Source organism: Bacteroides sp. AF25-5LB, assembly GCF_003602965.1.
In the GTDB taxonomy this organism is placed as follows: domain Bacteria; phylum Bacteroidota; class Bacteroidia; order Bacteroidales; family Bacteroidaceae; genus Bacteroides; species Bacteroides uniformis.
In genome coordinates, this window is the sequence record NZ_QTMC01000003.1 from 244,942 (window position 1) to 271,272 (window position 26,331).

Below are 26,331 nucleotides of genomic sequence, written 5' to 3' on the forward strand. Positions count from 1 at the left end.
ATGAAGAAGTACTGTGATTGGTGGCTTTTGCCTTTGTTGGCCTGTCTGTTGACTGGTTGTGGCGATGATGATTATCATTATCCTTCCGTGAAGCTGGAGTTCCTAACTGTCTTTTCGGGGGCTGACGGCTATCTGCAGTCTGTTGTGACAGATGAAGGGGAAACCTTGCCGGTAGTGGAGGACAAGACAAAGACGAACATAGAGGCAAACGCCTCGGTACGTGTCATCAGTAATTATGCTTCGGAGGTAACTGCCGATGGAACTGCCGGTGCGGTGCTGTATGCCTTGAGCGGTGTTCTTTCTGTCGCTCCCCAAACGGCTGACAAGTTCGAGGAGGGCGTCAGGACAGACCCTACTGATGTACTGGGTATCTGGATGGGACTCGACTATCTCAATATGACACTGATAGTCAAGGAGAATGGTGAACATAAGTTCCATTTTATTGAGGATGAAGTGATTGTGGATACTGCCACCGGGTGTAGTGAAGTATATCTGACGCTGTATCATGACGCAAAGGAGGAGGTGGTGTCTTATACCAGGCGTGCCTACGCTTCCGTACCTTTGCGGCAGTATGCGGCAGAGGGTATACAGAAGGTTATGGTTCATTTCAGTGTGCACACTTATTCCGGTGACATCAAGACTTACGATTTTGTTTATAACCCTGACTAAAATGAAATATTCGATGAAGACATTGTTCGCGGGCTTTTGCCTCGTTTTTACCACCCTCTTTTCCTGCCAGCAGAAGGAGGGACAGTTCAAGTCTGTTTCGGTAGATGACTTTTCCACATTGATAGCCAATCCGGAGGTGCAGCTTCTGGATGTGCGTACTGTTGCCGAATACTCGGAAGGACACGTGCCCCACAGTATCAATATTAATGTATTGGATGAGTCGTTTGAAACGATGGCCGACTCCACTCTGCAGAAGGACAAACCGGTTGCAGTATATTGTCGTAGTGGTAAGCGTAGTAAAAAGGCCGCTGCCATACTGAGCAAAAAAGGATATATAATCTATGACCTTGACAAAGGTTTCATCGGTTGGGAAGAAGCGGGCAAGGAAGTGGAAAAGTAATAGCGGTGCAGCTGAAATGCATTTGCTATAATTTCTTTTTAGGCGCGGATTACGCGGATTTCACGGAAAAATTTGAGAAAAGAATCCGCGTTTTCCGCGTAATCCGCGCCTAAAAAGAATAAAGTAGTCTTGTCCTCTGGTTAGAGGCTTTCAAGCAGTCTCTTCAGCACCACTGTTGCTGAAATCTCCCGGTTGGCCGCTTCGGGGATTACGATGGACTGCGGGCTTTCTATCACATCATCCGTCACAATCATGTTGCGTCGAACCGGCAGGCAGTGCATGAAGTAGGCATTGTTGGTAACGGCCATCTGGCGCTCGCCTACTGTCCAGGCGCGGTCTTTGCTCAATATTTGTCCATAGTTGTCGCCCGTATAGGCAGCCCAGTTCTTGGCATAGACAAAATCGGCCCCTTCAAAAGCTTTCATCTGGTCATATTCTACGCGGGCATTTCCTACGAACTTGGGGTCGAGCTCATAACCTTCGGGATGTGTAATCACGAAGTCATAATCAGTTGCATTCATCCACTCGGCAAAGGAGTTGGGGACAGCCTGGGGCAATGGACGCGGATGTGGAGCCCATGTCATCACTACTTTGGGGCGTTCCGTCTTCTTGTATTCCTCAATCGTAATCAGGTCGGCAAAACTCTGCAACGGATGACGTGTGGCAGCCTCCATCGAGAATACCGGCCGGCCGGAGTGCTTGATGAACTGCTCCAGTATCACTTCGTTGTAATCGTCTTCCTTACTTTCGAAACGTGCAAAAGAACGTACGCCGATGACGTCGCAATAGCAGCCCATCACGGGAATGGCTTCCAGTAAGTGTTCCGGTTTGTCACCGTCCATGATGACACCACGCTCTGTCTCCAGTTTCCAGGCTCCCTGGTTGATGTCCAGTACAATTACGTTCATGCCCAGATTCAATGCCGCCTTCTGTGTACTGAGGCGGGTGCGCAGGCTGGAGTTGAAGAAAATCATCATCAACGTTTTGTTACGTCCCAGTTCCACATATTTGAAACGGTCTTTTTTAATCTCGAATGCTTCGTCCAGTGCAGACTTCAGGTTACCGATGTCCTGCACGCAAGTAAAGTTCTTCATATTTACAGTCTTTTTAGTGTATCTATATCTTTGTTATTCGGCTGTCAAGGTCTAGTCTGTCCGGAACCTTCGACAATCCATTTGTATGTGGTGATTTCTTCCAGAGCCATCGGACCGCGGGCGTGCAGCTTCTGTGTGCTGATGCCGATCTCGGCACCGAGTCCGAATTGTGCGCCGTCGGTGAAAGAGGTCGGTGCATTGACGTATACACAAGCGGCGTCCACTTCCCGGCAGAACCATTCGGCACGTGTCTTGTCGTCCGTAATGATGCATTCGCTATGTTTGGAACCGTACTTCCGGATATGTGCCAATGCTTCCTGGAAAGAATTCACGGTTTTAATGGCCATCTTGTAGTCCAGGAACTCTCTGCCGTAGCAGTCTTCAGTGGCAAGTCTCAACAGCTCGACGGGATATTTGTCACGCAGACTGTGGTAGGCGGGTTCATCGGCAAATATCTCTACATTGCTTGATTGCAGCGGCAGGCATAGGTCGGGCAAATCAGCCAGGCTGTCGGCTTCGATAATCAGGCAATCCAAAGCGTTGCATACACTGACCCGGCGTGTCTTTGCATTGGCAATGATGGATGGACCTATGCTTATATCGCCATAGCGGTCGAAGAACGCATGGCATACGCCGGCACCGGTCTCTATAACCGGTACTGTGGCATTCTGGCGTACGAAATTTATTAGGCTGCTGCTGCCGCGCGGAATTATCAAATCTACATAATCGTTGGCATGCAGTAGTTCGGCAGTCGCTTCTCTGTCGGCAGGAAGCAGTTCCACGATATGTGTATCTACGTTGAAATGCTCCAGTACCTCGTGTATCACGCTGATTATGGCACGGTTGGAATAGTCTGCATCGCTTCCGCCTTTCAGAATACAGGCATTGCCGCTTTTAAGGCAGAGTGAGAAGACATCGAAACTGACGTTGGGACGGGCTTCGTAGATAATGCCTATGACGCCGAAAGGTACACTGACCCTTTTTATCTTCAATCCGTTGGGTAATACGTTCTCTTTAAGGACTTTTCCCAGAGGAGAAGGGAGGGCAGCTACGTTGCGGATGTCCGCAGCGATGTCCTGCAAACGGCTTTTTGTCAGTTTCAGGCGGTCGTATTTAGGGTCGGTAGAAGGCATACGCTCCAAATCCTTCTGGTTTTCACTCAGAATGAAGTCTGTTTTGTTTATGGCAGCGTCTGCAACAGCCAGTAATATTTGATTGATTTCTTTGTCGCTCAACGCTAACATGTTACGGCTGGCATCTTGTACGGCGACAAAAGTTTTGTTTAAGTTCATTTTTTTATTGAATATAGAGTGATAAATATGCAAGTATATATATCGTGGGATAGTATCCGTCTGTGGCTTATTCTATATATAGGTAGTCGTAGTGCACTACGGGTTTCTTTCCATGTTTTCCCATCGTTTCCCGTGCCTGGCTGGAGTCACAGTTGGCTTTTCCCACACCGATGGGTTTACCGCAGAAGTCGATAATCCGTACGATGTCGTCCTTCTCGAACTCGCCTATAACGTCAGTGATACCTACCGGTAGGATGCTTACTGCTTTGTCCGAGAAGAGCAGTTCGGTGGCACAATGATTGATGTGCAGTTCCCCTTTGGCAAACCCTTCGCTGTGTGCAATCCATTTCTTGATGCTCGATACCGGTTCCGGAGATGGAATGAAACGGGTATAGTTTAATTCTTCATTCTTCATTATTTTCACGAGGATGTTGTCCCGCTTCCCATTGGCTATGATTACTGTGATGCCCTCATCCGCCACTTTGCGGGCAATGTTGGTTTTTGTCAGCATGCCGCCGCGTCCGAAGCTGGACTTGGAAGTTTGTATGTAGGAGGAGAGGTCTTTGCCTTGTTCTATTTCACGGATGACCTGAGACTCCGGGTCGGCGGGTGAACCGTTGTAGATGCCGTCTATATTGCTGAGAATGATTAGTGCCTGGGCATCCATCATGGAGGCTATCAGGCCGGACAGCTCGTCGTTGTCGGTGAACATCAGTTCGCTCACGGAGATGGTGTCGTTTTCATTGACAATGGGAATGACTCCGTTCTCCAGCATTACGGTCATACAGTTTTTCTGGTTGAGGTAATGGCGGCGGGTGGAAAAGTTCTCTTTCATTGTGAGCACTTGTCCCACGGGGATTCCATGCTCCCGGAACAGTTCGTAGTAACGGTTGATGAGCTTGGCCTGCCCTACAGCGGAAAAGAGCTGGCGCTGGTCTACGCTGTCCAACTTCTTGGTGGGGCGCACTTCGCTACGTCCCGAAGCAACGGCTCCGGAAGAAACAAGTATTATTTCTATGCCGGCCTTGTGCAACTCGGCTATCTGGTCCACCAAAGCGGACATGCGGGTGACGTCGAGAGTGCCGTCACGACGTGTCAAAACATTGCTGCCTACCTTGACAGCAATTCTATTGAAATCAATCTCCATTTTCTCTCTTTTCGTATTCACGGACTACTTCCATGGCGGCTTCGTAGTCCTTCTCATTGACGAGAACGGAAACATCTACCGCAGTGGCAGGCAGTACAACGTTTACTACCATTCCGTCTTTTGTTACAGCTTCAATATCACTATTTCCCAGCAGGCTCTTTACAAGTTCTGCTTCCCACGGTGAACCGGTGAACACCTCAACGAGTTTGCTTTTATCTTCTTCTTTCATGATGGTAAGAATTTAGAGGTTTCTGTCTTACAAATATAACAAATGTTTTTGTTTTAATGTTTAATGCTGACGGATTTATAGTTCAATCCTCTCAACTCTTATCGATTCATTCAGGAAAGTAGAAGCCGATTCTGTGAATTTCTCCTCCGATTCCGTGGTGCGGTAGACGCATCTTCCACCTTTGGTACATTTTTTGTCCATTTCCGGATGACGGTGAAGATAGTCTTTCAGACTGTCTGCCACCAGTTCCCCTTGGGTGACGGTCGTGATGCCGTCGGGCATGTATTGCTGTATCTTGGGCAGCAGCAGCGGGAAGTGCGTGCAGCCTAGAATGACGGTATCTATCTGTGTGTCTTTGGCCAGCAGGTTGCCGATGTTCTTGCGTATGAAGTAGTCGGTACCCTCACCTTGTGCCTCGTTGTTTTCTACGAGGGATACCCATAGAGGGCAGGCTTCACCGCTCACTTTGATGTCGGGGAAGAGTTTATGCACTTCCAGCGGATAGGATTCAGACTTGATGGTTCCTGCTGTGGCAAGCACTCCCACATGGCGGCTTTGGGTTATGTTCCCTATGCATTCTACGGTTGGGCGGATTACTCCCAACACACGACGCATTGGGTCGAGGCGGGGCAAATCATTCATTTGTATGTTGCGCAGGGCTTTTGCCGAAGCTGTATTGCATGCCAGGATGACGAGATGGCATCCCATCTCGAACAGTTTGGTGACTGCCTGCAAGGTGAACTCATAGACAATCTCGAATGAGCGGGTCCCGTAAGGCGCACGTGCGTTGTCGCCCAGGTAAATGTAGTCATATTGGGGAAGGGCTTCCCGTATCTTGCTTAGGATGGTCAGTCCGCCATATCCGGAATCGAATATTCCGATGGGACCGGCTGCAGAAGGTAATGTCTGTTTCATGCGTTCTAAAGGCTATGTACCATGCAAAGATAATTCAAATTTCTCAGTAATGTATAAAAAATAAGCGCGGATAAAACTATCCGCGCTTGCTTTATCATAAATAATTCTATTATTTAATGCCCAATTGCGTTTTGACTTTGGCAGTTACATCAACGCTCTGTGCTCCTACGAATGGTATCGGGGTACGGGCTAAGTCGAAAATGTAGACAACACCTTCAGTTTTGCCGACAGCTTGGATGGCTTCGTCCAGTTTCTTATAGATGGGAGCCATAGCATCTTGCTGTGCTTTCTGCATACTTTGATAAGCTTCTTGTTGGAACTGTTCCTGACGTTGAGCCATATCCTGCAGCTCTTTCTGACGTCTTTCTGCAATGTTTTTCGGCAGAGAGTCGGCTTGTGCCAGGAATTCTTGGTACTTCTTTTGGAATTCTTCGTTGGTACGCTGCATTTCATCCTGGTATTTTTTAGACATGGCGTCCAAGTCAGCTTGGGCTTTGGTAAATTCAGGCATAACAGCGATTACATCTTGAGAATTCATGTGAGCGAATTTAGCTTGCGCCATAGCTCCCAGCGGGAGGGCGAACATAACTACGAGTAGTGCGATTTTTTTAAGCATAATGTTTATTATTTATTTGAATGATTATTCGTCGGGGGCAAATATAGCGCAAACTGAACGCAATACAAAATAAGCAAGCTTATTTTTAATCTTGAATGCAGTCTATATTCTGAAACAAATGTATGAAATTAATTTGAATATCCCAGTTTTGCAAGTACTTCATTGCTGACGTCAATACTTGGCGAGGCAAAAATGATACTTGATGCGGAAGCACGGTCTACAACTACCGCATATCCGTTCTGTGTAGCAATTTCCTTTACAGCATTGTATATTTCATCTTGAATGGGTTGCATCAGACTTTCACGTTTTTTATACAGTTCGCCTTCCGGACCGAAGTATTTGCGGCGTAGCTCGGCTGCCGATTTCTCTTTAGCGACAATCTCTTCTTCCTTTTTGCCTCTTTGTGTTTCAGAAAGGGAAGCAATCTGAGACTGATAGTTCTTGTACAGAGTCTTGGCTTCTTCGGAAATCTTTTCGACTTCACTCTGCCATTGTCTGGAGGCTTGTTCCAGTTGTTCATTGGCACGTTCGTAAGCAGGAATATTTTTCAGGATATATTCCATGTCAATCAAGGCGAACTTCTGTGCACCGGCTGTTATACTTACTGCAAACAGCGTAAAAAGGATCAATAAACTCTTCTTCATAACGATATTTATTTAATTGACGATGGATAATTGTCTATCGTCCATTGCTTAGAATTCTTGTCCCAGGATGAAGTGGAACTGGCTACCGCCATATTGCGAGGAACCCATTATTTTGTCGAAACCGTAAGCCCAGTCAATCCCCATCATACCAATCATCGGGAGGAAGATACGGACACCGACACCGGCTGAACGTTTCAACTCGAACGGGTTGAACTTGTTGACATCATGCCATGCATTACCGGCTTCCACAAACGTTAACGCATAAATACTGGTACTTGTTTCGAGCATCAAAGGATATCTTAATTCCAGTCCGAGACGTGTATAGGCATAACCTTCAGAACCGTATGGAGTCAATGAACTGTTCTCATAACCACGAAGTGCGATACTTTCTGTAGCATAGCTGGAGTAGCCGGTCATACCGTCACCACCCACGTCAAACGTTTCGAACGGAGACTTTTTGTATTTATTGTAATGTCCCAGCAAACCGAATTCTACACGTCCCATCAATACCGGAGTACGTTTAACGGTAATCGGATCCATTAACGGGATATAGATTTTGGATTTGAATTTCCACTTGTGGTATTCAATCCACTTGTGCATCTTGTTCATGTCTTCCTGGCTGCTGGTGCTGTACTTGCTGTAATCGGTACCGTCGAACAGAGAGAAAGGCGGTGTGATTTGTGCAGACAACGAGAACTCGGAACCTTGGCGCGGATAAATCGGGTTGTCGATAGAGCTACGGGACAAGGTCAAGTTGAGGCTGAGGTTATTACACTTACCGTTGGTAACCGGGAAGTACTGCCAGTCACTCAGAACATAGCGTTGGTAAGACAACTCGGCTGTGAATTGGAAATAGTCATCCGGCCACTTCAAGCGCTTACCGAACATCACTGCAAGACCATACATCTGGATAGATTTGTCCGGGTCGTAATAGTTCTCGTAGTTGTTGTAATTGCCGTAGTTGTACATACCGTAGCCATACATACCACTATAATAGCTGTTGTAATAGCTGTTCATGTAGGCCGAATTGTAATAACGGCTACTGATGTCGGTCTGGCGGGAATAGAAAGCCGATACGGAGAATGCATTCGGGCGTTTACCGCCAAACCACGGGTCGTAGAATGAAACGCTGTATGACTGATAGTATTTGGCATTGGTCTGGCCGCTGATGGTCAATGTCTGACCGTCACCTTGCGGGAGGATACCGCGGTAGTTCTCACCCGGATGCAGCAGGTTGGACAGAGAGAAGTTGGTGAACTTCAGACTTAACTTACCGATAATACCCGTTTGTCCCCAACCGGCGGAGAACTCTACCTGGTCGTTGGCTTTGGATACAAGGTCATAACCGATGTCTACCGTGCCGTCTTCCGGTCTCGGCTGGATGTCGGGTTGGATTTGTTCGGGGTCGAAGTGTCCCATCTGCTGGATTTCACGCATGGAACGCATCAGGTCTTCACGGCTGAAGAGTTCGCCCGGACGGGTGCGGAGTTCACGGCGTACTACGTTTTCATACAAACGGTCGTTACCGTTGATGCTGACTTTATTGATGGTAGCCTGGCGGCCTTCGTAGATACGCATTTCCAGGTCGATGGAGTCGCCCACGATGTTTACTTCCACCGGTTCGAGGCTGTAGAACAGATAACCGTTGTTGTAGTAAAGGTTACCGATGGCATCGTCATCGGTCATTGTACGTTCTTCAAGTAACTTTTGGTTGTAGACGTCACCCTTCTTCATCTGGAGGAGGAAGTTCAGTTGTTCGGAAGGATACAGTGTGTTACCTACCCAGGTTACATTGCGGAGGTAGTATTTCTGTCCTTCCTCAATCTGCATGAAGATGTCTACCGTGCGGTCATCGTAGGGCTTGATACTGTCTGTCACGATGATGGCGTCACGATAACCCAGTTCGTTGTATTTGTCGATAATCAGTTGTTTGTCCGCTTCGTAGTTGTCCTCAATGAATTTCTTGGTGCGGAACAGATTGAGCAGCTTGCCCTTTTCGTTTGTTTTCTTCATCACACGCTTCAGCTTCTTGGTCGTGAGGGCCTCGTTGCCTACAATGGTGATTTGATGTACTTTCACTTTCTCCTTCTTGTCGATGTCGATGTTGACAATCACTTCATTCTTCTTTTCCGGATCATCACGTTGGGTGATGATTACATCTGCATTCTTGAAGCCCTTGTCGTCAAAGTAGCGCTTTATCAGGGTCTTAGCGCGGTCCACCAGGTTAGGTGTAATCTGACCGCCCTTTATCATGCCGATTCTGCTTTCCAGGTCTTCACGCTCCGACTTCTTCACACCGTTGTAGCGTATGTCGGAAACACGCGGACGCATGGTCAGATGAATGGTCAGCCAAATTTGGTCGCCTTCAATCTTGTCTGCTGTAATTTCCACGTCAGAGAACAGACCGTGGCGCCAGTAGCGCTTACAAGCTTGTGTAATCTCGTCACCCGGCACGGTGATAGTCTGCCCTTTGGATAGTCCGGACAATCCGACAATTACATAATCTTCATAGTTCTGGGCTCCTTCGACCTTAATGTCGGCTATTTCATACTTCTTGGGGGTTCCCGAATAGAGTATAACCGGCTTTTCGGTTTCATCGGTGTTGTTTACGTCCTGTGCTGCTGTTGTCAGTGCGCAGCCGAAAAGGCAGACAAACGTTACGAGTATGGAGAAAATACGATAGTGCATCTTTTTATTTACTATTTTACAATTTACTATTTACTATTTGTGTGTCCGGTGATTAATTGATTTGCTCGCTGGTCTTGCCGAACCTGCGTTCGCGTTTCTGATAGTCACATATGGCTTTGCGTAGTTCTTCTTCACGGAAGTCGGGCCAATAGGTATCACAGAAATAAAGTTCCGAATAGGCGCATTGCCAGAGCATGTAGTTACTGAGGCGGAGCTCTCCTCCGGTACGTATCAGCAGGTCGGGGTCGGGCATGAAGTGGGTCGTCAGATGACGGGATATGAGCTCACTGTCGATTTGTTCGGGTTTCAACTCACCTTTCTGTACCAAACCGGCTATTTGCCGGGCAGCCTCCGTTATTTCCCAGCGGGAAGAGTAGCTCAATGCCAGCACCAGGCACATTCCCGTGTTGTGGGAGGTGTGTGCCACGCAAGTGTTGAGCCGTTGCTGTACGTTGGCAGGCAGTTTTTCAATATCTCCTATTACTCGGAAACTGATATTGTTCTTCATGAACGTCTCTTCCTCTATGGAGTCGAAGAGCAGCCCCATCAAGGCAGCTACCTCGTCCGACGGACGATTCCAGTTCTCGGTAGAGAACGTATATAAAGTAAGGTATCTGACTCCTAATTTAGCGGCTTCCTCTGCAATGACGTGCACAGTCTCTGCGCCGGCCTGATGTCCATAGCTGCGTTCGTGCCCACGCTGCTTGGCCCACCGTCCGTTACCGTCCATGATAATCGCCACGTGCTGGGGTATCCGGTTTAGATCGATTTCTTCCTTATATGACATCATTATTATTGTATTTCGAAGCCCAATCTGTTAAGACGTCCGCGCCATACTTCATTTTTGGTGCCGTTACCGCCGAATATTACCCAAATGAAGTCCCGTTTGTCTGCCGGGGCCACAGTTTTGTCTTTTGTCGGTTCCACTATAATGGAGTACGCGCCTTTTCCTTTGAATTCCTGGGGTAACAGGAATTTGGTTTCTGTCTTGCTCCATGCAATGCCGGTGATGGAACTGTAGATAGCGTCAAGTTCCCCTCCAAAGCAATAGAACATGCCGCCATAGTACATGATGGCTGGGTTGTCCATGCCGGGACAATATGTGTCATACATGGTGTTGGCCAAGCTTGCCCAACCTTTGCCGTCCAATGAGAACCAAGGTGTTGTCTCTTTTTCGTTGGCTAGCGGCATTCCTGCCAGAACCACCTTCTCTACACCATTGCCGGTGCTGGTCTGGGTGGTGGATATGTTTTCGGTAGGGAATCCTGCCGGGACTTCTTCAAGGATAAGGTTGTCAGCAGTGTTTTCCGCTTCCCAATTCTTTCCGTCTTTACAGATGTTGAAATATTGCTTTCCGTTGATTTCCACAATACCCGAGAGCCGGTCGGAGAAACCATTGATGAGGACTATAACATTGTCTCCCAATGTAGTGACTTCTGTCCAGGCGGCGCCGTTGGTGGAACTGAATACTCTTTTGCTTTCTGTAACCATATAAAGCGCACTGTTATACTCTACGGCAGATGTCAGCTTTACGTCTGAGGGGAGGTTGCTGACATTGACTTTGCTCCAGTTGTATTTATCGGGCGCAGTCGATGTCTTGTAAGCAGTAGTGTTGGAAGTGTAGACAAATAGTTCGTCTCCCAGTACAACCGCTTTTTGCTGACCTGAATTGATGGTATTGGAGAATACATTTCCTCTTTTCTGCATGTCTGTCCAAACGAGTGAGTCCGGGTCTTGCAGATGTACATTAACTTTCAGTTTATATTCGCGGACTGTAACGCCGTCGGCGGCATGTGCTTTGAACAGCATGCCGGCATCGTTGTTCATGGCGGGTCTCAAATCCACGGAGTCCGATATGACGAATACCGTGTCGGTAGGCGAGCCTGAAGTTATCCAACCGGTAACGGTCATAGTATCAATCAGAATACGGTCAATGATGGTGTCTGAACCTACAGGCAATGAGTCTCTGTTATAGATGAGTCTATTGAGCTGGTCAATTGTAAATTTGTAATGTTTGCCATGTATGGTATCGATACCAAAAGCATGTATAGTAGCATCGGAGCTGAATTCATAATTGTCGTCAGAGTCAAGGCATGAACTTAGAGCAAATGACACAATAAGAAAACTCACAATTACTGATAGAAACTTTATTCTCATTTTGAAAGTTAGTGTTTATTTACAAGTTGCAAAAATAGGAACATTTTTTTCTATAAACAGCTTTACGGGGAAGTTTTATATAAAATTATAGATAATATCCCCCTTTTTCTCGATAAAAAAGCCCTGAAATGAGGCTATTGACTGTTTCTTGAGGCAGTATAATGGCGAAAACTCCTGCCGAAAGAATGCTCTGTTGCAAATGGATATCCGTCACTGATTTCGGGTGCTTTGACGCCGGAATGAAGAAGGTACGGAGTTTCTTCCACAAAGATTTCGTCCCACAATCCGGCAGCGATGAAGGATTGGAGAGTTTGGCTGCCACCCTCTACCAAAAGGGATTGTAATCCGCGTGTATACAGCGTTTCCATGATTTCGGGGAGTACATTCCGCCGGTAGTCGCTGACTGGCAGATACTCTACATTCGGTAGCGGAGCGTGCGGGGCTTCTGTAAAAACGAGGGTCGGCACGCTACCGTCAAATAGGTGAAGGTTGGGGGATAGCTTTTGTTGCCGGTCCAGCACGATACGTACCGGTGAACGACCATACCAATGGCGGACATTCAGGCCGGGATTGTCCAGCTCAGCCGTACGGGTACCTACTAATATGGCGCTGTGCTCTGCCCGTTTCTTGTGTACCAGCATCGAAGTCAGCAGGCTGGAGAGGATAACCGGTTTACCGTCCGTGCGGGAGTAATCGATATATCTGTCAGAAGATTCCGCCCATTTTAGGGTGATGTAGGGGCGTCGCAAAGTATGGAAAGTGATGAACCTGCGGATGAGCTGCCGACATTCTGTTTCCAGCACTCCGACAATAACTTCACGTCCGGCATCCTTCAGTTTCTGTATGCCCCGGCCCGCAACCTTAGAAAAAGGGTCCCGGCACCCGATGACGATACGTGGAATCTGCTTCTCGATGATGAGGTCTGCACAAGGAGGAGTTTTGCCATAGTGCGAACACGGTTCCAGGCTGACATAGATGGTGGAACGTTTCAGCAGGGACGTGTCTTTCACGGAACGGATGGCGTTGACCTCGGCGTGGGCTTCTCCACAGCGCACATGGTATCCCTCGCCTATGATTTTCCCGTCACATACTATTACCGCCCCCACCATCGGGTTGGGTGCTGCATTGCATAGCCCGTTTTGTGCCAGTTGGATACATCGCAGCATGTATTTCTCTTCTTCTGAATTCATATCCTTGCTTACCTTTTGGTTGAATAATCAAAATTAATGATTACTTTTGCAGCCCGAATAAAACCGGACCCCGAATGAATGTAACCGTTTCACATATCCGCAGTGCTTTGCAGGAATGCTACCCTCCCCGGGAGGCGGCCAATCTTTCCCGTATTGTCTGCTGTGAAATGTTTGGTCAGGGTAATATTGACTATTACCTGGGCAAAGATATGATTTTATCTCCAAACGATGAAAGGGAATTGGAAAGCATTCTTTCCCGTCTGTGCAATTTTGAGCCCATACAGTATGTGCAGGGTACTTCCCGTTTCCTGGGGCGTACTTTTCGGGTGGCTCCGGGGGTGCTTATTCCCCGTCCCGAAACGGAAGAACTGGTGGAGAGGATGCTGAAGGAAGTCGCTCCGGTTTCCCGTATTCTCGACATTGGCACCGGAAGCGGGTGTATTGCCGTCACTTTGTCTAAGGAGTTGCCGGAGGCGGAAGTAACAGCTTGGGACATTTCCGGAGAAGCTCTTGCCATAGCCGACGACAATAACCACCTTTTGCAGGCCTCCGTGCTATTTGTACAGCGTGATGTCCTGACGTATCAACCGGTTGAGGGTGAATGTTTTGATGTAATCGTCAGTAATCCGCCTTATGTTACGGAAACAGAAAAGCGGGATATGGAACCAAACGTCTTGAACTGGGAACCCTCACGGGCTTTGTTTGTTCCAGATAGCGACCCGCTCCGTTTCTATCGGCGTATAGGTGAACTGGGACGGAGCATGCTGACGGCCGGCGGCCGACTCTATTTTGAAATCAACCGGGCATTTGGAGAGGCTGTCGCTTCGATGCTTCGCAAGCAAGGCTATACGAATGTCCGTATCCGAAAAGATATTTCCGGCAACGACCGGTACGTAATTGCAGAACGATGATAGAAATAACTGAAACTGAAGCTTTGAACAGAGTGGCGGCATATTGCTCCACTGCCGAGCATTGCCGGGCGGAGATTGCGGAGAAACTGCAACGCTGGGGCATTGCCTATGATGCCATAGACCGTATCATCAACCGTTTGGAACAAGAGAAGTACATTGATGAAGAGCGCTTCTGCCGTGCTTTCATCAACGACAAATACCGTTTTGCCAAATGGGGCAAGATGAAGATAGGGCAGGCGCTCCAGTTGAAAAAGATATCTTCATCTGTCTATTGGCCCTATTTGAACGAGATTGATGAGGAGGAATACCACGCCGTCTTGCAGAAACTGCTGGCGGCAAAGCGTAAAAGCGTCCGTGCCGAAAGTGAGTATGAGTTGAATGGCAAACTGGTGCGTTTTGCCTTGAGCAGGGGGTTCGAAATGAAGGATATATGTCGTTGCATAGAGGTTTCTGAGGAAAATGACTACTCCGAATGAAAATTATCGGCTTTCTCTTTTTTATTCTCATTCTGTTTCCGTATTTTTGTGCCATATTTATCATATATAGATTAGTTTTGCTATGAAAACTTTAGAAAGATTGTTTGCAGAGAAGTTGCTGAAGATAAAAGCGATTAAACTACAACCGGCTAACCCGTTCACTTGGGCATCCGGATGGAAGTCTCCGTTTTATTGTGATAACCGCAAAACCCTTTCTTATCCTTCTCTCCGTAATTTCGTAAAGATTGAAATTACGCGTCTGATTTTGGAACGTTTCGGACAAGTGGATGCCATTGCCGGTGTGGCAACGGGAGCTATCCCGCAAGGTGCCTTGGTGGCCGATGCATTGAACTTGCCGTTTGTATATGTACGCTCCACTCCGAAAGACCATGGACTGGAGAATTTGATTGAAGGTGAACTTCGTCCCAGTATGAAGGTGGTAGTCGTGGAAGATTTGATTTCTACGGGTGGAAGCAGTTTAAAGGCTGTAGAAGCTATCCGCCGTGACGGATGTGAGGTCATCGGTATGGTGGCTGCCTATACTTATGGTTTCCCGGTTGCCGAAAAGGCTTTCAAGGATGCCAAGGTGCCTTTGGTGACGCTGACCAATTACGAGGCTGTGATGGAAGTGGCACTGCGTACGGGCTATATCGAGGAAGAAGATGTGGAGACTCTGAATGAATGGCGTAAAGACCCTGCACATTGGGAATCTGGTAAATAAGAACTTATTTGTAAAAATGTTAATATGGATAAAAGAGCCATTCGGATAGATTCTGTCCGGATAGTTCTTTTTTCTTTTTGAATACGATTGATTATGACGAAATTTGAGAGTGGAGTGAAAGTTGTACCGGCTTCACAAGAAGCTGTTTATGAAAAGCTTTCCGACTTGAGCAATCTGGAGAAGGTGAAAGACCGTTTGCCTGAAGACAAAGTGAAGAACTTGAGTTTTGATGCGGAGAGCATGACGATAGAGGTGGCTCCCGTAGGAAAGATTACGTTGCAGATTGTGGAGAAGGAACCTTGCAAGTGTATCAAGTTTGCAACAACCACTTCACCGCTGCCCTTCAATCTGTGGATACAGATTGTACCCGTCACCGAAACCGAATGTAAAATGAAACTGACCATCGGCATGGATATAAATCCGTTTATGAAGATCATGGTGCAGAAACCCTTGCAGGAAGGATTGGAGAAGATGGCAGATATGTTGGCGATGATACAATATTAATCACTAACCATTAATCATTAGAAACAACGTGGCTCAGAAACTTTGGGAAAAATCCGTTCAGGTAAATAAGGATATCGAACGCTTCACGGTAGGCCGTGACCGTGAAATGGACCTTTATTTGGCAAAGCACGATGTGCTGGGTTCCATGGCGCACATCACGATGCTCGAAAGCATTGGCTTGTTGACGAAGGAAGAACTGCGGCAATTGCTGGCCGAATTGAAGGAAATCTATGCGATGGCCGAGCGTGGAGAATTTGTGATAGAAGAGGGAGTGGAAGACGTTCACTCACAAGTGGAACTTATGCTGACGCGCAACTTGGGTGATATAGGTAAGAAAATACACAGCGGACGTTCGCGCAACGACCAGGTGTTGCTCGATTTGAAGCTCTTTACCCGTGCAGAGATAAAGGAGGTGGCGGAAGCTGTGGAGCAATTGTTCCATGTGCTGGTTATGCAGAGCGAACGCTACAAGGATGTACTGATGCCGGGTTATACACACTTGCAGATAGCCATGCCGTCTTCTTTCGGACTTTGGTTTGGGGCATACGCCGAGAGCCTGGTGGACGATATGATGTTCCTTCAGGCAGCTTTCAAGATGTGCAACCGCAATCCTTTGGGTTCTGCTGCGGGATACGGTTCCTCGTTCCCGCTGAACCGTACGATGACTACCCGTCTTTTGGGATTTGATTCCCTCAACTACAACGTAGTGTATGCCCAGATGGGGCGTGGCAAGATGGAGCGTAATGTAGCTTTCGCCCTTGCCAGTGTGGCCGGAACCATATCGAAATTGGCTTTTGACGCATGTATGTTCAACAGTCAGAACTTCGGTTTTGTGAAGCTGCCGGACGATTGCACTACCGGCTCCAGCATCATGCCTCACAAGAAGAACCCGGACGTCTTTGAACTGACGCGTGCCAAGTGCAACAAACTGCAATCCCTTCCCCAGCAGATTATGATGATAGCCAACAATCTTCCTTCCGGCTATTTCCGTGACTTGCAGATTATCAAAGAGGTCTTCCTGCCTGCTTTTCAGGAACTGAAAGACTGTCTGCAGATGACGACTTACATTATGAATGAAATCAAGGTGAACGAACATATTCTTGATGATGACAAGTATCTGCTTATTTTCAGTGTGGAGGAAGTCAACCGCTTGGCACGTGAAGGGATGCCTTTCCGCGATGCCTACAAGAAGGTGGGACTGGATATTGAAGCCGGAAACTTCTCGCACAGCAAAGAGGTACATCATACCCATGAAGGCAGTATCGGAAACCTTTGCAACGATGAAGTCTCTGCCCTGATGCAGAAAGTGGTAGATGGTTTCAATTTTGAGACCATGCAAGCTGCAGAGAAAGAGTTGCTGGGCAGGTAAAAGGTTCTGCGGGTTCAAGTCCCGCTGCGAGTACTGTACTTTTATAAAAAAAAATTTGGCAGAAACGGGAAAACTGTTTATCTTTGCACCCGTTCTCCAAATGCGGAAATAGCTCAGTTGGTAGAGCATAACCTTGCCAAGGTTAGGGTCGCGAGTTCGAGTCTCGTTTTCCGCTCTCTTTTCCCTTTTTAGGATGCTCGAATGGTGGAATGGTAGACACGAAGGACTTAAAATCCTTTGGCCATTGCGGCTGTGCGGGTTCAAGTCCCGCTTCGAGTACTCGATTAAGCTCTGTGAATCATTGATTTGCAGAGCTTTTTCTTTATAAGCTCTTGATATGAAAGACCGTTTCTCTATAGCGAACAAAGTGTTTCCCTTAATAGAACAAGTTGTTTCATTATGGCGAACACTTTGTTTCCCTTAACAAAACATTTCGTTTCATCATATGAAAACAAACTGTTTTTCCTTATTGGAACAAACTGTTTCTCTATACTTGAACAAAGTGTTCATCGCTGTGAACTAACAAACTAACTATAATACTATAGTAGATGATATGCGCGTGGCACTTACTAATATGTGCTTGCAGATGAAATAAAAGAATCTATATAAATAGCCTCCTCTTTATTGTTCAGAACAGCTTGGGGCGTTTGTTATTGAACCGATAGCCGATACCCAACATCAGATAATTGGGCTCATGAAATTCCCGGAGGTTATATCCTATATGGAGATACGAATTGCGTGTTACGTCTATTTTCAGGGCAAGAATCTGATAGAAAGACTTCATGTCACCGCCGCCGTGCAGAACATTGGCTCCCAGACCGATACCTACCGTGAAGTAAGGCATGACAAATTCTCCGCGGGCGGATAAGCCCAATGCCATCTGCTTCTTGGCGGGCGGAGTATAGAAGCCGTTCTCTTCCTCGTACGATTCTTTCATGTTCGCACTGTGGTCGTATACGCCGTCCAACGCCACACCGGCGCGGAATTTATAGCCGAAGTTGTACATGGGTGCAAAGCTGAAACCGAACACGTTGTAAGTGCCGGGTGCGGGTACCTGGCCACTACTGCCCTCATGGGCCACTGCTTTCTTTCGCCAGGAGCCGAACAAAGTCAAGTCGTAGCTGACGTGGCGGGGGAATGGAGGAACAATAGGGCGTTGCCATGATTGGGCGAGTTCATCCGCTCTGCGGTTAAAGTTATATACCAGTCCCACTTTGCAGTCCACCGTGTTCAGACCGGAGTTGGGATATTGGGTGTTTCCGTTGGAAAAGTGGCTTCCGGTAGCTCCTATCATCAAGTCGAACTTGGGGGAGAGTGCCCACTTTAAGTAGAGGTTCACATTGAGATAGGCATTCACTTTCGAGCCGATAATCTGGTTCTCCGGGTTGTCATATTCATCGTAGGGTTTCCAGCCGAACGATGCGCCGAAGTTCCATTCATAGTTCAAGGATATGCGGGGGCTGAATTGGGCGATGCGTCCCCCTTGAAACAGATAGACCGCCAGCGGGTTGCCCAGTTCTTCCGGATTGCCGAAGTTGAAATAGCCGACTCCAATCCCTTGATAGGCTCCTATATAAGCCTGGTCGGCAACGGTGTGGGGACGGAGCTGGAAGGAGTATTTCAGATGGCCGGCATAGGCATTTTTCATGGCCTTGTATTGGTGGTTGGAGTACTCCAGAAAAGGGTTGGTCTGAAAAATATAGCCAGCACGCCCTTCTACGCCTAATCTGTGGATGAAGCGCTGTGAGAAAGGGAGTGTATCCCGTTTGTATTCCGAATGACTATCGGATGTCCATTGTTGGGCGTATATTGTATCAGACAAGAAAAGTACCGCTCCTAAGAAAGCCAGTATTTTCCATATCTGCATGCTATTTTTCATATGCCGTGTCGGTCTTTCTTGTTTATAAATGTTCCAAGTGAAGTTTAATTTCGTGCAAATATAGTTTTTTTCTCCTTTTGGTATTCACAATGAGACAACTATTTGTAAAAAGAGGGGGTAAAACTGAAATCGTCAATAGAATGGCAGACTTCGGTTTTACCCCTTCCTTATTCATTTACCCGGATGTTGTCTTATGATTCAGATGCTGGGTGGCGAGTGTTATTTCCGGTCGTTCTCCCGGATTTCCACACGGCGGATTTTCCCGCTGATGGTTTTGGGGAGCTCATCAACAAATTCGATGACACGCGGGTATTTGTAGGGAGCCGTCACTTTCTTCACATGGTTCTGCAACTCCTTGACAAGCTCTTCTCCGGCGCGTGCCTTGTACTCTTTTGCCAACACAATCGTAGCTTTTACCACTTGGCCGCGGATTTCATCAGGCACACCGGTAATGGCACATTCTACTACGGCTGGGTGGGTCATCAATGCACTTTCCACTTCGAACGGGCCGATGCGGTAGCCGCTACTTTTGATGACGTCGTCGGCGCGGCCCACGAACCAGAGGTAGCCGTCTTCGTCCTTCCAGGCTACATCTCCCGTGTAGTAAATGCCGTTGTTCCATGCCTCGTGGGTGCGGTTGGCATCACGGTAGTATTCCTTGAACAATCCCAGCGGTTTGCCTTTGTCGGTACGGATTACAATCTGTCCCTGTTCACCGGCTTCCACGGAACGTCCTTCGTGGTCTATCAGGTCTACATCGTATTGCGGATTGGGCAATCCCATGCTGCCGGGTTTCGGTTCCATCCACGGCATGGTGGCAACGGTAAGGGTCGTTTCGGTCTGTCCGAAGCCCTCCATCAGCTTGATGCCCGTTAACTTCTTGAAGGTCTCGAATACAGCGGGGTTCAATGCTTCTCCGGCGATGGTGCAGTATTCCAGACTGGATAGGTCGTACTTCGTGAGGTCTTCGTGAATGAGGAATCGGAAGATGGTGGGCGGTGCACAAAGCGACGTGACGTGATAATCTTGTATCTTCTCCAGTATGGCTGCGGGAGTGAATTTCTCGTGGTCGTATACAAATACGTTGGCGCCGGCAATCCATTGTCCGTAGAGCTTGCCCCACACGGCTTTTCCCCAACCGGTGTCGGCAATGGTGAGGTGTAGGCTGCTCTCTTTCAGGTTGTGCCAGAAGCTGCCGGTGACGATATGTCCCAACGGATAGGTGAAGTCGTGGGCCACCATTTTGGGCTCTCCGGTAGTACCGCTGGTGAAGTACATCAGGGAGATGTCATCGTTCGTGTTCGGATGTTCCGGTTTCACGAAAGGAGCGGCGGCCTCGATACCTTTGTGGAAGTCTTCGAATCCTTCGGGAGCTTCCGGCCCGACGCTTACGAGGCGTTTCACAGAAGGAGACTCTGGCATAGCTGCCGTGATATGGTCGGTGATGACGCTTTCGCCGGCACAGACTATCATTTTAATGTCTGCGGCGTTGCAGCGGTATACGATGTCTTTCTTCGTCAGCAGGTGGGTGGCGGGAATCACCACTGCACCGAGTTTGTGCAGTGCCACAATGCTGAACCAGAATTCATAACGGCGTTTCAGTATCAGCATCACCATGTCTCCGTGCCCGATGCCGAGGCTTTGGAAATAGGAAGCCGTCATGTCTGTGTACCGTTTCATGTCGGCAAAGGTAAACTGCCGGCATTCGCCCTGGTCATTGGTCCACAACAGTGCGGGTTTGTCGGGCTGCTCGGCTGCCCAGGCATCCACTACGTCATAGCCGAAGTTGAAGTTCTCCGGTACGTTTATCTTCAGGTTCTTGATGAAGTCCTCCTGTGAGGTGAAGGATGTTTGAGATAAAAATCTTTCTACCATAACTTTATTACATGATTACTGCCAGGAATTTTACAGTCTTTCCGTCAAGCGCCTTCATGCCGTGCGGCAGTTTGGAGTTGAAGTATAGACTGTCTCCTTCGTTTAAGATTAAGTCTTTGCCGTCGATGCTGACCATCATACGGCCTTCCAGTACGAGGTTGAACTCCTGACCGGCATGGCTGTTGTAATGTATCGGCTCGCTGTCCGGTTTCGGTTCTACGGTCACGATGAACGGGTCTGCCGTGCGGTTGATGAAACCGGCTGCCAGTGATTGGTATTTATATGCCTTGGTACGTTCTATACTGGTTCCTTTTCCGGCACGTGTCAGGAAGTAGGAGCTCATTTTGGGCTCTTGCCCAAACATCAGTGCGTCCAGTGATATGCCGTAGTGCCGTGCTATCTTCTGCAGCATGCTGACCGAGATGTCGAATTCTCCGGTTTCGGCCAGGCGGTACTCTTCTGCAGAGATGTCGCAGTCGCGGGCGATATCGTCGGCAGTCAGTTCCAATACGTCACGCAGTCCGCGCAGGCGTTCGGCTATTTGTCTGATTTGTTCGTCCATAATTATATTTGTTTTAAATGGGTTGTTATTGAAATACACCGTTACGCCGCAGGGCATTGGCATATTGGCACATTAAATACTCGCTTTGATAGCTTTAATCACAGTGGAGGTGAATCCTTCGTGTTCCAGTTCGTTGATTCCCTTGATGGTAATTCCTCCGGGAGTACACACCTTGTCAATCTCAACACTGGGGTGTGTGTTACTGTTCAGAATCAGCTCGGCTGCTCCCTTCACGGACTGTGCCACCATGCGCATGCCGTCTTTGGGGTAGATACCCATTTCAATGCCGGCCTGCATAGCTGCCTGGATGTACTTCAGCACATAGGCGATGCCACAGGAAGTCATGGCGGTGGTTGCCGCAATCTTTTCCTCGGGAATGAGCATGGCAAGTCCCATCTGGTTGAAAATGTCCAGCATCAGCTGCTCCTGCTCCTTGGTGGCATTGCGGCTGGCGATGAGTGTCATACTTTCCATTTCGCTGATGGCTGTATTGGGAATAAGGCGGAACATGGTCATTTCCTTGTCTGCTACATAGTGTGTCAGTTCTTCGAAGGGAATACCGGCTGCAACGGAGATAAGAATCTGTGTGCCTCTCAGTTTCAATTCCTTTACCACAAGTTTCATCAGCCATGGCTTCACGGCAAAGATTATCATATCTGCACCGGTCACTGCTTCCTGATTGTCGTTAGTCACTTGCAAAGCGGGGAATTCTGCCTTCAGTTTGTCCAGCTTGTCCTGGGTGGGGTTGGAGACAATGATGTCACCGGCAGGGATGATTGTTCCTTTTGCCAGCCCGCGGGCGATGGAGCCTCCCATATTTCCGGCACCGATAATTGCTATTTTCATATTTTCTTGTTGTTAAAAGAGTTGTCTGTTGGCAAAGGTAGATAAATTAAAGAACTTTCTTGAAGCGTTTCAAGAATTCCTTTGCTTCGTCCATGCTGAGGCACAGAGGCGGCAGCAGGCGGAGCACATTCGTACCGCTTACGCCGGTGAATACATGTTGCTCTTTCAGCAGTCTTAGGCGCAGTACCTTGATGGGGGCTTCAAATTCCAGTCCTATCATCAGTCCTCGTCCGCGAACATCCTTGATTTGCGGGAACTTTCTCAGTTCTGTCATCAGGAAGTCACCGACTTGCGCTGCATTTTCTATCAGTTTTTCTTGCTCTATGACGTCCAGTACGGCAAGGGCGGCACTGCAAGCCAGGTGGTTTCCACCGAAAGTGGTTCCAAGTTGCCCGTATACCGGTGTAAACATTGGGCTGATGAGTACGCCTGCCATCGGGAAACCATTGCCGATGCCTTTTGCCACGGTGACGATGTCGGCTTTGATGCCGTTGTACTGATGGGCGAAGAACTTGCCGCTGCGTCCGTAGCCGCTTTGGATTTCATCGAGAATCAAGACCGTGTTGTGTTCCGTACAAGTCTGGCGGAGAGCCTGCATGAATTCGTCTGTCGGCAGTTGGATGCCGCCTACACCTTGTATGCCTTCGATAATCACTGCGCAGACATCTCCTTTGGACAATTCGGCCTTCATGGCTTCGATGTCGTTCAACGGGAGGTAGGTGACGTGCCCGCAGTTGTTGATGGGAGCGATGATTTTAGGATTGTTCGTTACTTCCACCGCCAGTGAGGTACGTCCGTGGAATGCTTTTGAGAAGGATATCACACGGGTACGGCCATTGTAGAAAGAGGCGAGTTTCAAGGCGTTTTCATTGGCTTCGGCACCGCTGTTGATGAGGAAGAGTGAGTAATCATCATAGCCGCAGACCTTTCCCAAACGCTCTGCCACTTGCTGTTGCAGCTTGTTGATTACTGAGTTTGAGTAGAATCCTAACGTAGCAACTTGATTGCTCACCATCTCTACATAATGTGGATGTGCATGTCCGATTGAGATGACTGCATGGCCACCGTAGAGGTCGAGATATTCGGTACCGTTCTCGTCCCATACATGGCAGCCTTTTCCTTTGACGATGTTGATGTCAAAGAGAGGGTATACGTCGAATAAATTCATTTTTTTTTAGAATGCAGAAGGTTTCAACCGTAAACCTACGGTCTCTTCCAGGTTAAACATTAAATTCATGTTATGGACAGCTTGTCCGCTGGCGCCTTTCAGGAGGTTATCGATGCAGGAAATGATAAGCAGTTTGTCGCCGTGCTTCTCCAGATGGATGAGGCACTTGTTGGTGTTTACCACTTGCTTCAGGTCGATATTCTTCTCCACGATGTGGGTAAAGGAATCTTTGGCGTAATATTCTTCGTACATGCGGACGATTTCTTCCAGGGCCACTTTGGTCTTCACCACAATGGTGGTGAAGATGCCGCGCGGGAAGTCGCCGCGGTAGGGGATGAAGTCAATGTCCGCATCAAAGCTGTTCTGCAGCTGTTTGAGCGATTGCTTGATTTCGGGCACATGCTGGTGCTCGAAAGCTTTGTAGACACTCATGTTGTTGTTGCGCCAGCTGAAGTGGCTCGTGGCGCCCGGTTTCACACCGGCGCCGGTACTTCCGGTAATGGCGTTCACCATGATATCATCATTCAGCATCAGATGTTTGGCAAGCGGTAGCAGCCCCAGCTGTATGCAGGTGGCAAAGCAGCCCGGATTGGCTACGTGCTTCGCTTTGCAGGTGGCACGGCGGTTCAGCTCCGGCAGGCCGTAGATGAAGTCGTGTTCGGGAGAGGCTATGCGGTAGTCCATGGAGAGGTCGATGATTCTCAGTTCCTCGGGCACGTTGTGGCTTTCGAGGAACTTCTTCGTGTCGCCATGTGCCGTACAGAAAAAGAGTACGTCGATTTCTTCCAGCGGGAGCTGGTCGGTAAATACCAAGTCTGTTTCGCCGTACAGTCCTTCGTGTACGTCGGTAATTTTGTTGCCGGCGTTGCTTGAGCTGTTTATGAAAACGATTTCCGCTTCCGGATGGTTGAGCAGCAAACGTATCAGTTCGCCTGCCGTGTATCCGGCTCCGCCGATGATTCCTACTTTAATCATTTCGATAATATCTATTTGGTTCTTGTGGTATAACAATTAGCATTATAATGTATATGGGTATGCCTGCAAATGCAGTAAAGATCGTGGCGAACGTATAAACGATACGCACCAATGAGACATCGAGTCCGAAAAAGTTTGCCAGTCCTGCACATACGCCTGAAAGCATCCTTCCAGTCCGGGGACGTGTCAGTTTTTGCTTCCTGCCGGTCATTTAGATTTTCTCGTCTTTATGATTTGAATAATAAGCACGCAGTGCTGTGGAGGTTACTTTGATGAAGCCCTTGGCATCTTCTGCCGTCCATCCTTTCTGCATCTCACCGTATTCACCAAACTTGTTTTTCACAAGGTCATCTTTGCTTTCTACACCTACGGTAGAAAAGCAGAGCGGGTGAAGTTCGAGGATAGCCGTACCGTTTACGTTGCGTTGCGAGGATTCCAGCATGGCTTCGATGTCGCGCATTACTGGTTCCAGATATTGGCTTTCGTGCAGGAACATGCCATACCAGTTGGCTACCTGGTCCTTCCAGTATTGCTGCCATTTGCTCAAAGTGTACTTCTCGAGGAACTTGTGTGCTCCGATAATCAGCATAGGTGCGGCAGCTTCGAAACCTACGCGGCCTTTGATACCGATAATCGTGTCGCCTACGTGCATGTCGCGACCGATACCGTATGCCGCACCAATCTCTTCTACCTTCTGGATGGCTTTGATGGGGGCGTCGAATGTCTCGTCGTTCACGGCTTTCAGCTCACCTTTTTCAAAAGTGAGGCGCAACTGCTCGCTGCCCTCTTTGGTGCAGTGCTTCAGATAGGCGCTTTCGGGCAACCCTTGCGCGGAATCCAGAATCTCGCCACCGCAAATGGAAGTGCCCCACAAACCTACGTTATAGGAATATTTCAGTTTGGTGAAGTCGGCGGCAAAGCCGTGTTTGTTCAGATAATCAATCTCTTCCTGACGGCTCAGTGCCATGTCGCGTGTCAGCGTGATGATTTCCACGCCCGGAGCCATGACGAGGAAAGTCATGTCAAAACGAATCTGGTCGTTACCCGCACCCGTAGAACCGTGGGCGATGGCATCCGCGCCGATTTCGTTGGCATAACGTGCAATGGCCAATGCTTGGAAGATACGTTCGGAACTTACAGAAATAGGATAGGTACCGTTACGCAAAACATTGCCGAATACCATGTATTTCAAGCTTTTCTCATAGTATTCCTGCGTCACGTCGAGGGTGACGTATTCTTTGGCGCCCAGCTTGTAGGCATTTTCTTCGTTTGTCTTCAACTGTTCAGCACTGAAACCGCCCGTATTGGCACAAGCTGCATATACTTCGTACCCTTTTTCTTTGGTAAGATACATCACCGTAAACGAGGTATCCAAACCTCCGCTGAATGCGACTACTACTTTCTTCTTCTTTTCCATATCCTTAGTATTTTTATATTTTATCCTCTTCGTGCAGCTTCGGGTCGTAAAGCATTGCTGTGCAAATGCAGAATTTACGGTTCTTAGCTACCAATATATCATGGTTTATACAGCCTTCGCAACCTTTCCAGAACGATTCGTCATCGGTCAGTTCGTTGAAGGTGACGGGCACATATCCCAGCTCGGTATTCATTTTCATGACAGCAGCTCCGCTGGTGAGACTGAAAACTTTAGCATTAGGCCAGCGTAGGCGTGCCAGGCGGAAAGAAGCGGTCTTGATACGTTTTGCCAGCCCCAGTCCCCGATATTTGGGGTGTACTATCAAACCGGAGGTTGCTACATATTGCTTGTTACCCCAGCTCTCTATGTAGGTGAAACCGGCAAAATCATCTCCACACAAGGCTATGATGGCCTTTCCTTCTTTCATTTTAGTAGCTACGTATTCGTGTGTGCGTTCTGCGATGCCCGTTCCGCGTACCTTGGCAGCTTCCCGGATGGTATCCAAAATCTTGTCTACGTAAACTTCATGTGAGGCGTCAGCCACCATCACATCAATTTGTTTCGAATCCATTTCTTATTTAATTTCT

27 protein-coding genes and 2 tRNA genes are annotated in these 26,331 nt (G+C 48.1%); 9 read left to right on the forward strand and 20 right to left on the reverse strand.

Annotated features, from left to right (window positions below; all coding sequences use genetic code 11):
• Both DWY57_RS05130 and DWY57_RS05135 read left to right on the forward strand, forming a co-directional pair.
• On the forward strand, positions 1-669 hold the full coding sequence (locus DWY57_RS05130; protein ID WP_117600270.1) for a NigD-like C-terminal domain-containing protein: 669 nt from the start codon (positions 1-3) through the stop codon (positions 667-669).
• Between the two features lie 13 nt (positions 670-682).
• A complete protein-coding gene (locus tag DWY57_RS05135; protein WP_034529412.1) occupies positions 683-1,069 on the forward strand; it encodes a rhodanese-like domain-containing protein in 387 nt (128 codons plus the stop codon).
• A gap of 140 nt (positions 1,070-1,209) precedes the next feature.
• Here DWY57_RS05135 and DWY57_RS05140 read toward each other — a convergent pair whose 3' ends face one another.
• The 11 genes from DWY57_RS05140 to ribD all read right to left on the reverse strand — a co-directional run bounded on the left by DWY57_RS05140 (position 1,210) and on the right by ribD (position 13,041).
• The gene (locus DWY57_RS05140; protein WP_087332252.1) at positions 1,210-2,163 is read right to left on the reverse strand and encodes an acetylornithine carbamoyltransferase; all 954 of its coding nucleotides are present in this window, start codon (positions 2,161-2,163) and stop codon (positions 1,210-1,212) included.
• Between the two features lie 44 nt (positions 2,164-2,207).
• Entirely contained in the window at positions 2,208-3,455 is a 1,248-nt protein-coding gene (locus tag DWY57_RS05145; RefSeq protein WP_117600271.1) for a glutamate-5-semialdehyde dehydrogenase, read from the reverse strand.
• Positions 3,456-3,522: 67 nt separating this feature from the next.
• Positions 3,523-4,602: a glutamate 5-kinase gene (proB, locus tag DWY57_RS05150; protein WP_117600272.1), complete on the reverse strand. Its 1,080-nt coding sequence runs from the start codon at positions 4,600-4,602 to the stop codon at positions 3,523-3,525.
• Positions 4,592-4,831: a DUF2007-related protein gene (locus DWY57_RS05155; RefSeq protein ID WP_005825154.1), complete on the reverse strand. Its 240-nt coding sequence runs from the start codon at positions 4,829-4,831 to the stop codon at positions 4,592-4,594. Before DWY57_RS05155 ends, proB begins: the two co-directional genes overlap by 11 nt.
• Positions 4,832-4,906: 75 nt before the next feature.
• Entirely contained in the window at positions 4,907-5,746 is an 840-nt protein-coding gene (gene murI / locus DWY57_RS05160; protein WP_005825152.1) for a glutamate racemase, read from the reverse strand.
• 109 nt (positions 5,747-5,855) lie between these two features.
• Entirely contained in the window at positions 5,856-6,362 is a 507-nt protein-coding gene (locus DWY57_RS05165) for an OmpH family outer membrane protein (protein WP_005834750.1), read from the reverse strand.
• 128 nt (positions 6,363-6,490) lie between these two features.
• Positions 6,491-7,006, reverse strand: a complete 516-nt coding sequence (locus DWY57_RS05170; protein ID WP_005834752.1) for an OmpH family outer membrane protein — start codon at positions 7,004-7,006, stop codon at positions 6,491-6,493.
• 48 nt (positions 7,007-7,054) lie between these two features.
• Positions 7,055-9,694 carry an outer membrane protein assembly factor BamA gene (bamA, locus tag DWY57_RS05175; protein WP_016272514.1) on the reverse strand — a complete coding sequence of 880 codons (2,640 nt, stop codon included), beginning with the start codon at positions 9,692-9,694 and terminating at the stop codon, positions 7,055-7,057.
• A 52-nt stretch (positions 9,695-9,746) separates the two neighbouring features.
• Positions 9,747-10,481, reverse strand: a complete 735-nt coding sequence (locus tag DWY57_RS05180; protein WP_057258836.1) for an isoprenyl transferase — start codon at positions 10,479-10,481, stop codon at positions 9,747-9,749.
• Positions 10,482-10,486: 5 nt separating this feature from the next.
• Entirely contained in the window at positions 10,487-11,851 is a 1,365-nt protein-coding gene (locus tag DWY57_RS05185; protein ID WP_119961423.1) for a DUF6242 domain-containing protein, read from the reverse strand.
• Positions 11,852-11,985: 134 nt separating this feature from the next.
• The gene (gene ribD, locus DWY57_RS05190) at positions 11,986-13,041 is read right to left on the reverse strand and encodes a bifunctional diaminohydroxyphosphoribosylaminopyrimidine deaminase/5-amino-6-(5-phosphoribosylamino)uracil reductase RibD (protein WP_016272515.1); all 1,056 of its coding nucleotides are present in this window, start codon (positions 13,039-13,041) and stop codon (positions 11,986-11,988) included.
• Between the two features lie 74 nt (positions 13,042-13,115).
• On the opposite strand from ribD, the gene prmC reads away from it, so the two are divergent.
• The 7 genes from prmC to DWY57_RS05225 all read left to right on the forward strand — a co-directional run bounded on the left by prmC (position 13,116) and on the right by DWY57_RS05225 (position 17,301).
• On the forward strand, positions 13,116-13,952 hold the full coding sequence (gene prmC / locus DWY57_RS05195; protein ID WP_117600274.1) for a peptide chain release factor N(5)-glutamine methyltransferase: 837 nt from the start codon (positions 13,116-13,118) through the stop codon (positions 13,950-13,952).
• Positions 13,949-14,428 (forward strand): regulatory protein RecX, encoded by a 480-nt coding sequence (locus tag DWY57_RS05200; protein ID WP_005825143.1) that lies wholly within the window; start codon positions 13,949-13,951, stop codon positions 14,426-14,428. Before prmC ends, DWY57_RS05200 begins: the two co-directional genes overlap by 4 nt.
• Before the next feature lie 82 nt (positions 14,429-14,510).
• Positions 14,511-15,149, forward strand: a complete 639-nt coding sequence (gene pyrE, locus DWY57_RS05205) for an orotate phosphoribosyltransferase (RefSeq protein ID WP_117600275.1) — start codon at positions 14,511-14,513, stop codon at positions 15,147-15,149.
• Between the two features lie 93 nt (positions 15,150-15,242).
• On the forward strand, positions 15,243-15,653 hold the full coding sequence (locus DWY57_RS05210; protein ID WP_119961424.1) for an SRPBCC family protein: 411 nt from the start codon (positions 15,243-15,245) through the stop codon (positions 15,651-15,653).
• 28 nt (positions 15,654-15,681) lie between these two features.
• Positions 15,682-17,022 carry an argininosuccinate lyase gene (argH, locus tag DWY57_RS05215; RefSeq protein WP_009037779.1) on the forward strand — a complete coding sequence of 447 codons (1,341 nt, stop codon included), beginning with the start codon at positions 15,682-15,684 and terminating at the stop codon, positions 17,020-17,022.
• 102 nt (positions 17,023-17,124) lie between these two features.
• A tRNA-Gly gene (locus DWY57_RS05220) sits at positions 17,125-17,197 on the forward strand.
• Positions 17,198-17,217: 20 nt separating this feature from the next.
• Positions 17,218-17,301: transfer RNA gene (locus DWY57_RS05225), tRNA-Leu, on the forward strand.
• A gap of 349 nt (positions 17,302-17,650) precedes the next feature.
• On the opposite strand, the gene DWY57_RS05230 is transcribed toward DWY57_RS05225, so the two are convergent.
• From DWY57_RS05230 to DWY57_RS05270, 9 genes are all read right to left on the reverse strand, one after another.
• Positions 17,651-18,901: an acyloxyacyl hydrolase gene (locus DWY57_RS05230; RefSeq protein ID WP_117965555.1), complete on the reverse strand. Its 1,251-nt coding sequence runs from the start codon at positions 18,899-18,901 to the stop codon at positions 17,651-17,653.
• 219 nt (positions 18,902-19,120) lie between these two features.
• Positions 19,121-20,776, reverse strand: a complete 1,656-nt coding sequence (locus DWY57_RS05235) for an AMP-binding protein (protein WP_009037781.1) — start codon at positions 20,774-20,776, stop codon at positions 19,121-19,123.
• A 7-nt stretch (positions 20,777-20,783) separates the two neighbouring features.
• Complete coding sequence (locus tag DWY57_RS05240; RefSeq protein WP_016272528.1) at positions 20,784-21,338, reverse strand: cupin domain-containing protein; 555 nt, start codon at positions 21,336-21,338, stop codon at positions 20,784-20,786.
• A 72-nt stretch (positions 21,339-21,410) separates the two neighbouring features.
• The gene (gene proC / locus DWY57_RS05245) at positions 21,411-22,184 is read right to left on the reverse strand and encodes a pyrroline-5-carboxylate reductase (RefSeq protein ID WP_016272529.1); all 774 of its coding nucleotides are present in this window, start codon (positions 22,182-22,184) and stop codon (positions 21,411-21,413) included.
• A gap of 46 nt (positions 22,185-22,230) precedes the next feature.
• Positions 22,231-23,352, reverse strand: coding sequence for an aspartate aminotransferase family protein (locus tag DWY57_RS05250; RefSeq protein ID WP_117600277.1), 1,122 nt, complete (start codon positions 23,350-23,352; stop codon positions 22,231-22,233).
• A 6-nt stretch (positions 23,353-23,358) separates the two neighbouring features.
• Positions 23,359-24,327, reverse strand: a complete 969-nt coding sequence (argC, locus tag DWY57_RS05255; RefSeq protein WP_005825122.1) for an N-acetyl-gamma-glutamyl-phosphate reductase — start codon at positions 24,325-24,327, stop codon at positions 23,359-23,361.
• Positions 24,320-24,538 carry a PspC domain-containing protein gene (locus DWY57_RS05260; RefSeq protein ID WP_005825120.1) on the reverse strand — a complete coding sequence of 73 codons (219 nt, stop codon included), beginning with the start codon at positions 24,536-24,538 and terminating at the stop codon, positions 24,320-24,322. Before DWY57_RS05260 ends, argC begins: the two co-directional genes overlap by 8 nt.
• Complete coding sequence (locus DWY57_RS05265; RefSeq protein WP_117600278.1) at positions 24,539-25,744, reverse strand: argininosuccinate synthase domain-containing protein; 1,206 nt, start codon at positions 25,742-25,744, stop codon at positions 24,539-24,541.
• Positions 25,745-25,757: 13 nt separating this feature from the next.
• Positions 25,758-26,315 (reverse strand): GNAT family N-acetyltransferase, encoded by a 558-nt coding sequence (locus tag DWY57_RS05270; RefSeq protein ID WP_005825115.1) that lies wholly within the window; start codon positions 26,313-26,315, stop codon positions 25,758-25,760.
• Between the last annotated feature and the right edge of the window lie 16 nt (positions 26,316-26,331).

Coding starts and splice junctions, on each gene's coding strand:
- DWY57_RS05200 (WP_005825143.1), top strand. CDS start 13,949: ATGATAGAAATAACTGAAACTGAAGCTTTGAACAGAGTGGCGGCATAT.
- proC (WP_016272529.1), bottom strand. CDS start 22,184: ATGAAAATAGCAATTATCGGTGCCGGAAATATGGGAGGCTCCATCGCC.
- ribD (WP_016272515.1), bottom strand. CDS start 13,041: ATGAATTCAGAAGAAGAGAAATACATGCTGCGATGTATCCAACTGGCA.
- murI (WP_005825152.1), bottom strand. CDS start 5,746: ATGAAACAGACATTACCTTCTGCAGCCGGTCCCATCGGAATATTCGAT.
- argC (WP_005825122.1), bottom strand. CDS start 24,327: ATGATTAAAGTAGGAATCATCGGCGGAGCCGGATACACGGCAGGCGAA.
- DWY57_RS05165 (WP_005834750.1), bottom strand. CDS start 6,362: ATGCTTAAAAAAATCGCACTACTCGTAGTTATGTTCGCCCTCCCGCTG.
- DWY57_RS05265 (WP_117600278.1), bottom strand. CDS start 25,744: ATGGAAAAGAAGAAGAAAGTAGTAGTCGCATTCAGCGGAGGTTTGGAT.
- bamA (WP_016272514.1), bottom strand. CDS start 9,694: ATGCACTATCGTATTTTCTCCATACTCGTAACGTTTGTCTGCCTTTTC.
- DWY57_RS05240 (WP_016272528.1), bottom strand. CDS start 21,338: ATGGACGAACAAATCAGACAAATAGCCGAACGCCTGCGCGGACTGCGT.
- DWY57_RS05270 (WP_005825115.1), bottom strand. CDS start 26,315: ATGGATTCGAAACAAATTGATGTGATGGTGGCTGACGCCTCACATGAA.
- DWY57_RS05155 (WP_005825154.1), bottom strand. CDS start 4,831: ATGAAAGAAGAAGATAAAAGCAAACTCGTTGAGGTGTTCACCGGTTCA.
- DWY57_RS05230 (WP_117965555.1), bottom strand. CDS start 18,901: ATGAAAAATAGCATGCAGATATGGAAAATACTGGCTTTCTTAGGAGCG.
- proB (WP_117600272.1), bottom strand. CDS start 4,602: ATGGAGATTGATTTCAATAGAATTGCTGTCAAGGTAGGCAGCAATGTT.
- pyrE (WP_117600275.1), top strand. CDS start 14,511: ATGAAAACTTTAGAAAGATTGTTTGCAGAGAAGTTGCTGAAGATAAAA.
- DWY57_RS05235 (WP_009037781.1), bottom strand. CDS start 20,776: ATGGTAGAAAGATTTTTATCTCAAACATCCTTCACCTCACAGGAGGAC.
- DWY57_RS05140 (WP_087332252.1), bottom strand. CDS start 2,163: ATGAAGAACTTTACTTGCGTGCAGGACATCGGTAACCTGAAGTCTGCA.
- DWY57_RS05185 (WP_119961423.1), bottom strand. CDS start 11,851: ATGAGAATAAAGTTTCTATCAGTAATTGTGAGTTTTCTTATTGTGTCA.
- DWY57_RS05180 (WP_057258836.1), bottom strand. CDS start 10,481: ATGTCATATAAGGAAGAAATCGATCTAAACCGGATACCCCAGCACGTG.
- prmC (WP_117600274.1), top strand. CDS start 13,116: ATGAATGTAACCGTTTCACATATCCGCAGTGCTTTGCAGGAATGCTAC.
- DWY57_RS05145 (WP_117600271.1), bottom strand. CDS start 3,455: ATGAACTTAAACAAAACTTTTGTCGCCGTACAAGATGCCAGCCGTAAC.
- DWY57_RS05170 (WP_005834752.1), bottom strand. CDS start 7,006: ATGAAGAAGAGTTTATTGATCCTTTTTACGCTGTTTGCAGTAAGTATA.
- DWY57_RS05210 (WP_119961424.1), top strand. CDS start 15,243: ATGACGAAATTTGAGAGTGGAGTGAAAGTTGTACCGGCTTCACAAGAA.
- DWY57_RS05250 (WP_117600277.1), bottom strand. CDS start 23,352: ATGAATTTATTCGACGTATACCCTCTCTTTGACATCAACATCGTCAAA.
- DWY57_RS05135 (WP_034529412.1), top strand. CDS start 683: ATGAAGACATTGTTCGCGGGCTTTTGCCTCGTTTTTACCACCCTCTTT.
- DWY57_RS05260 (WP_005825120.1), bottom strand. CDS start 24,538: ATGACCGGCAGGAAGCAAAAACTGACACGTCCCCGGACTGGAAGGATG.
- DWY57_RS05130 (WP_117600270.1), top strand. CDS start 1: ATGAAGAAGTACTGTGATTGGTGGCTTTTGCCTTTGTTGGCCTGTCTG.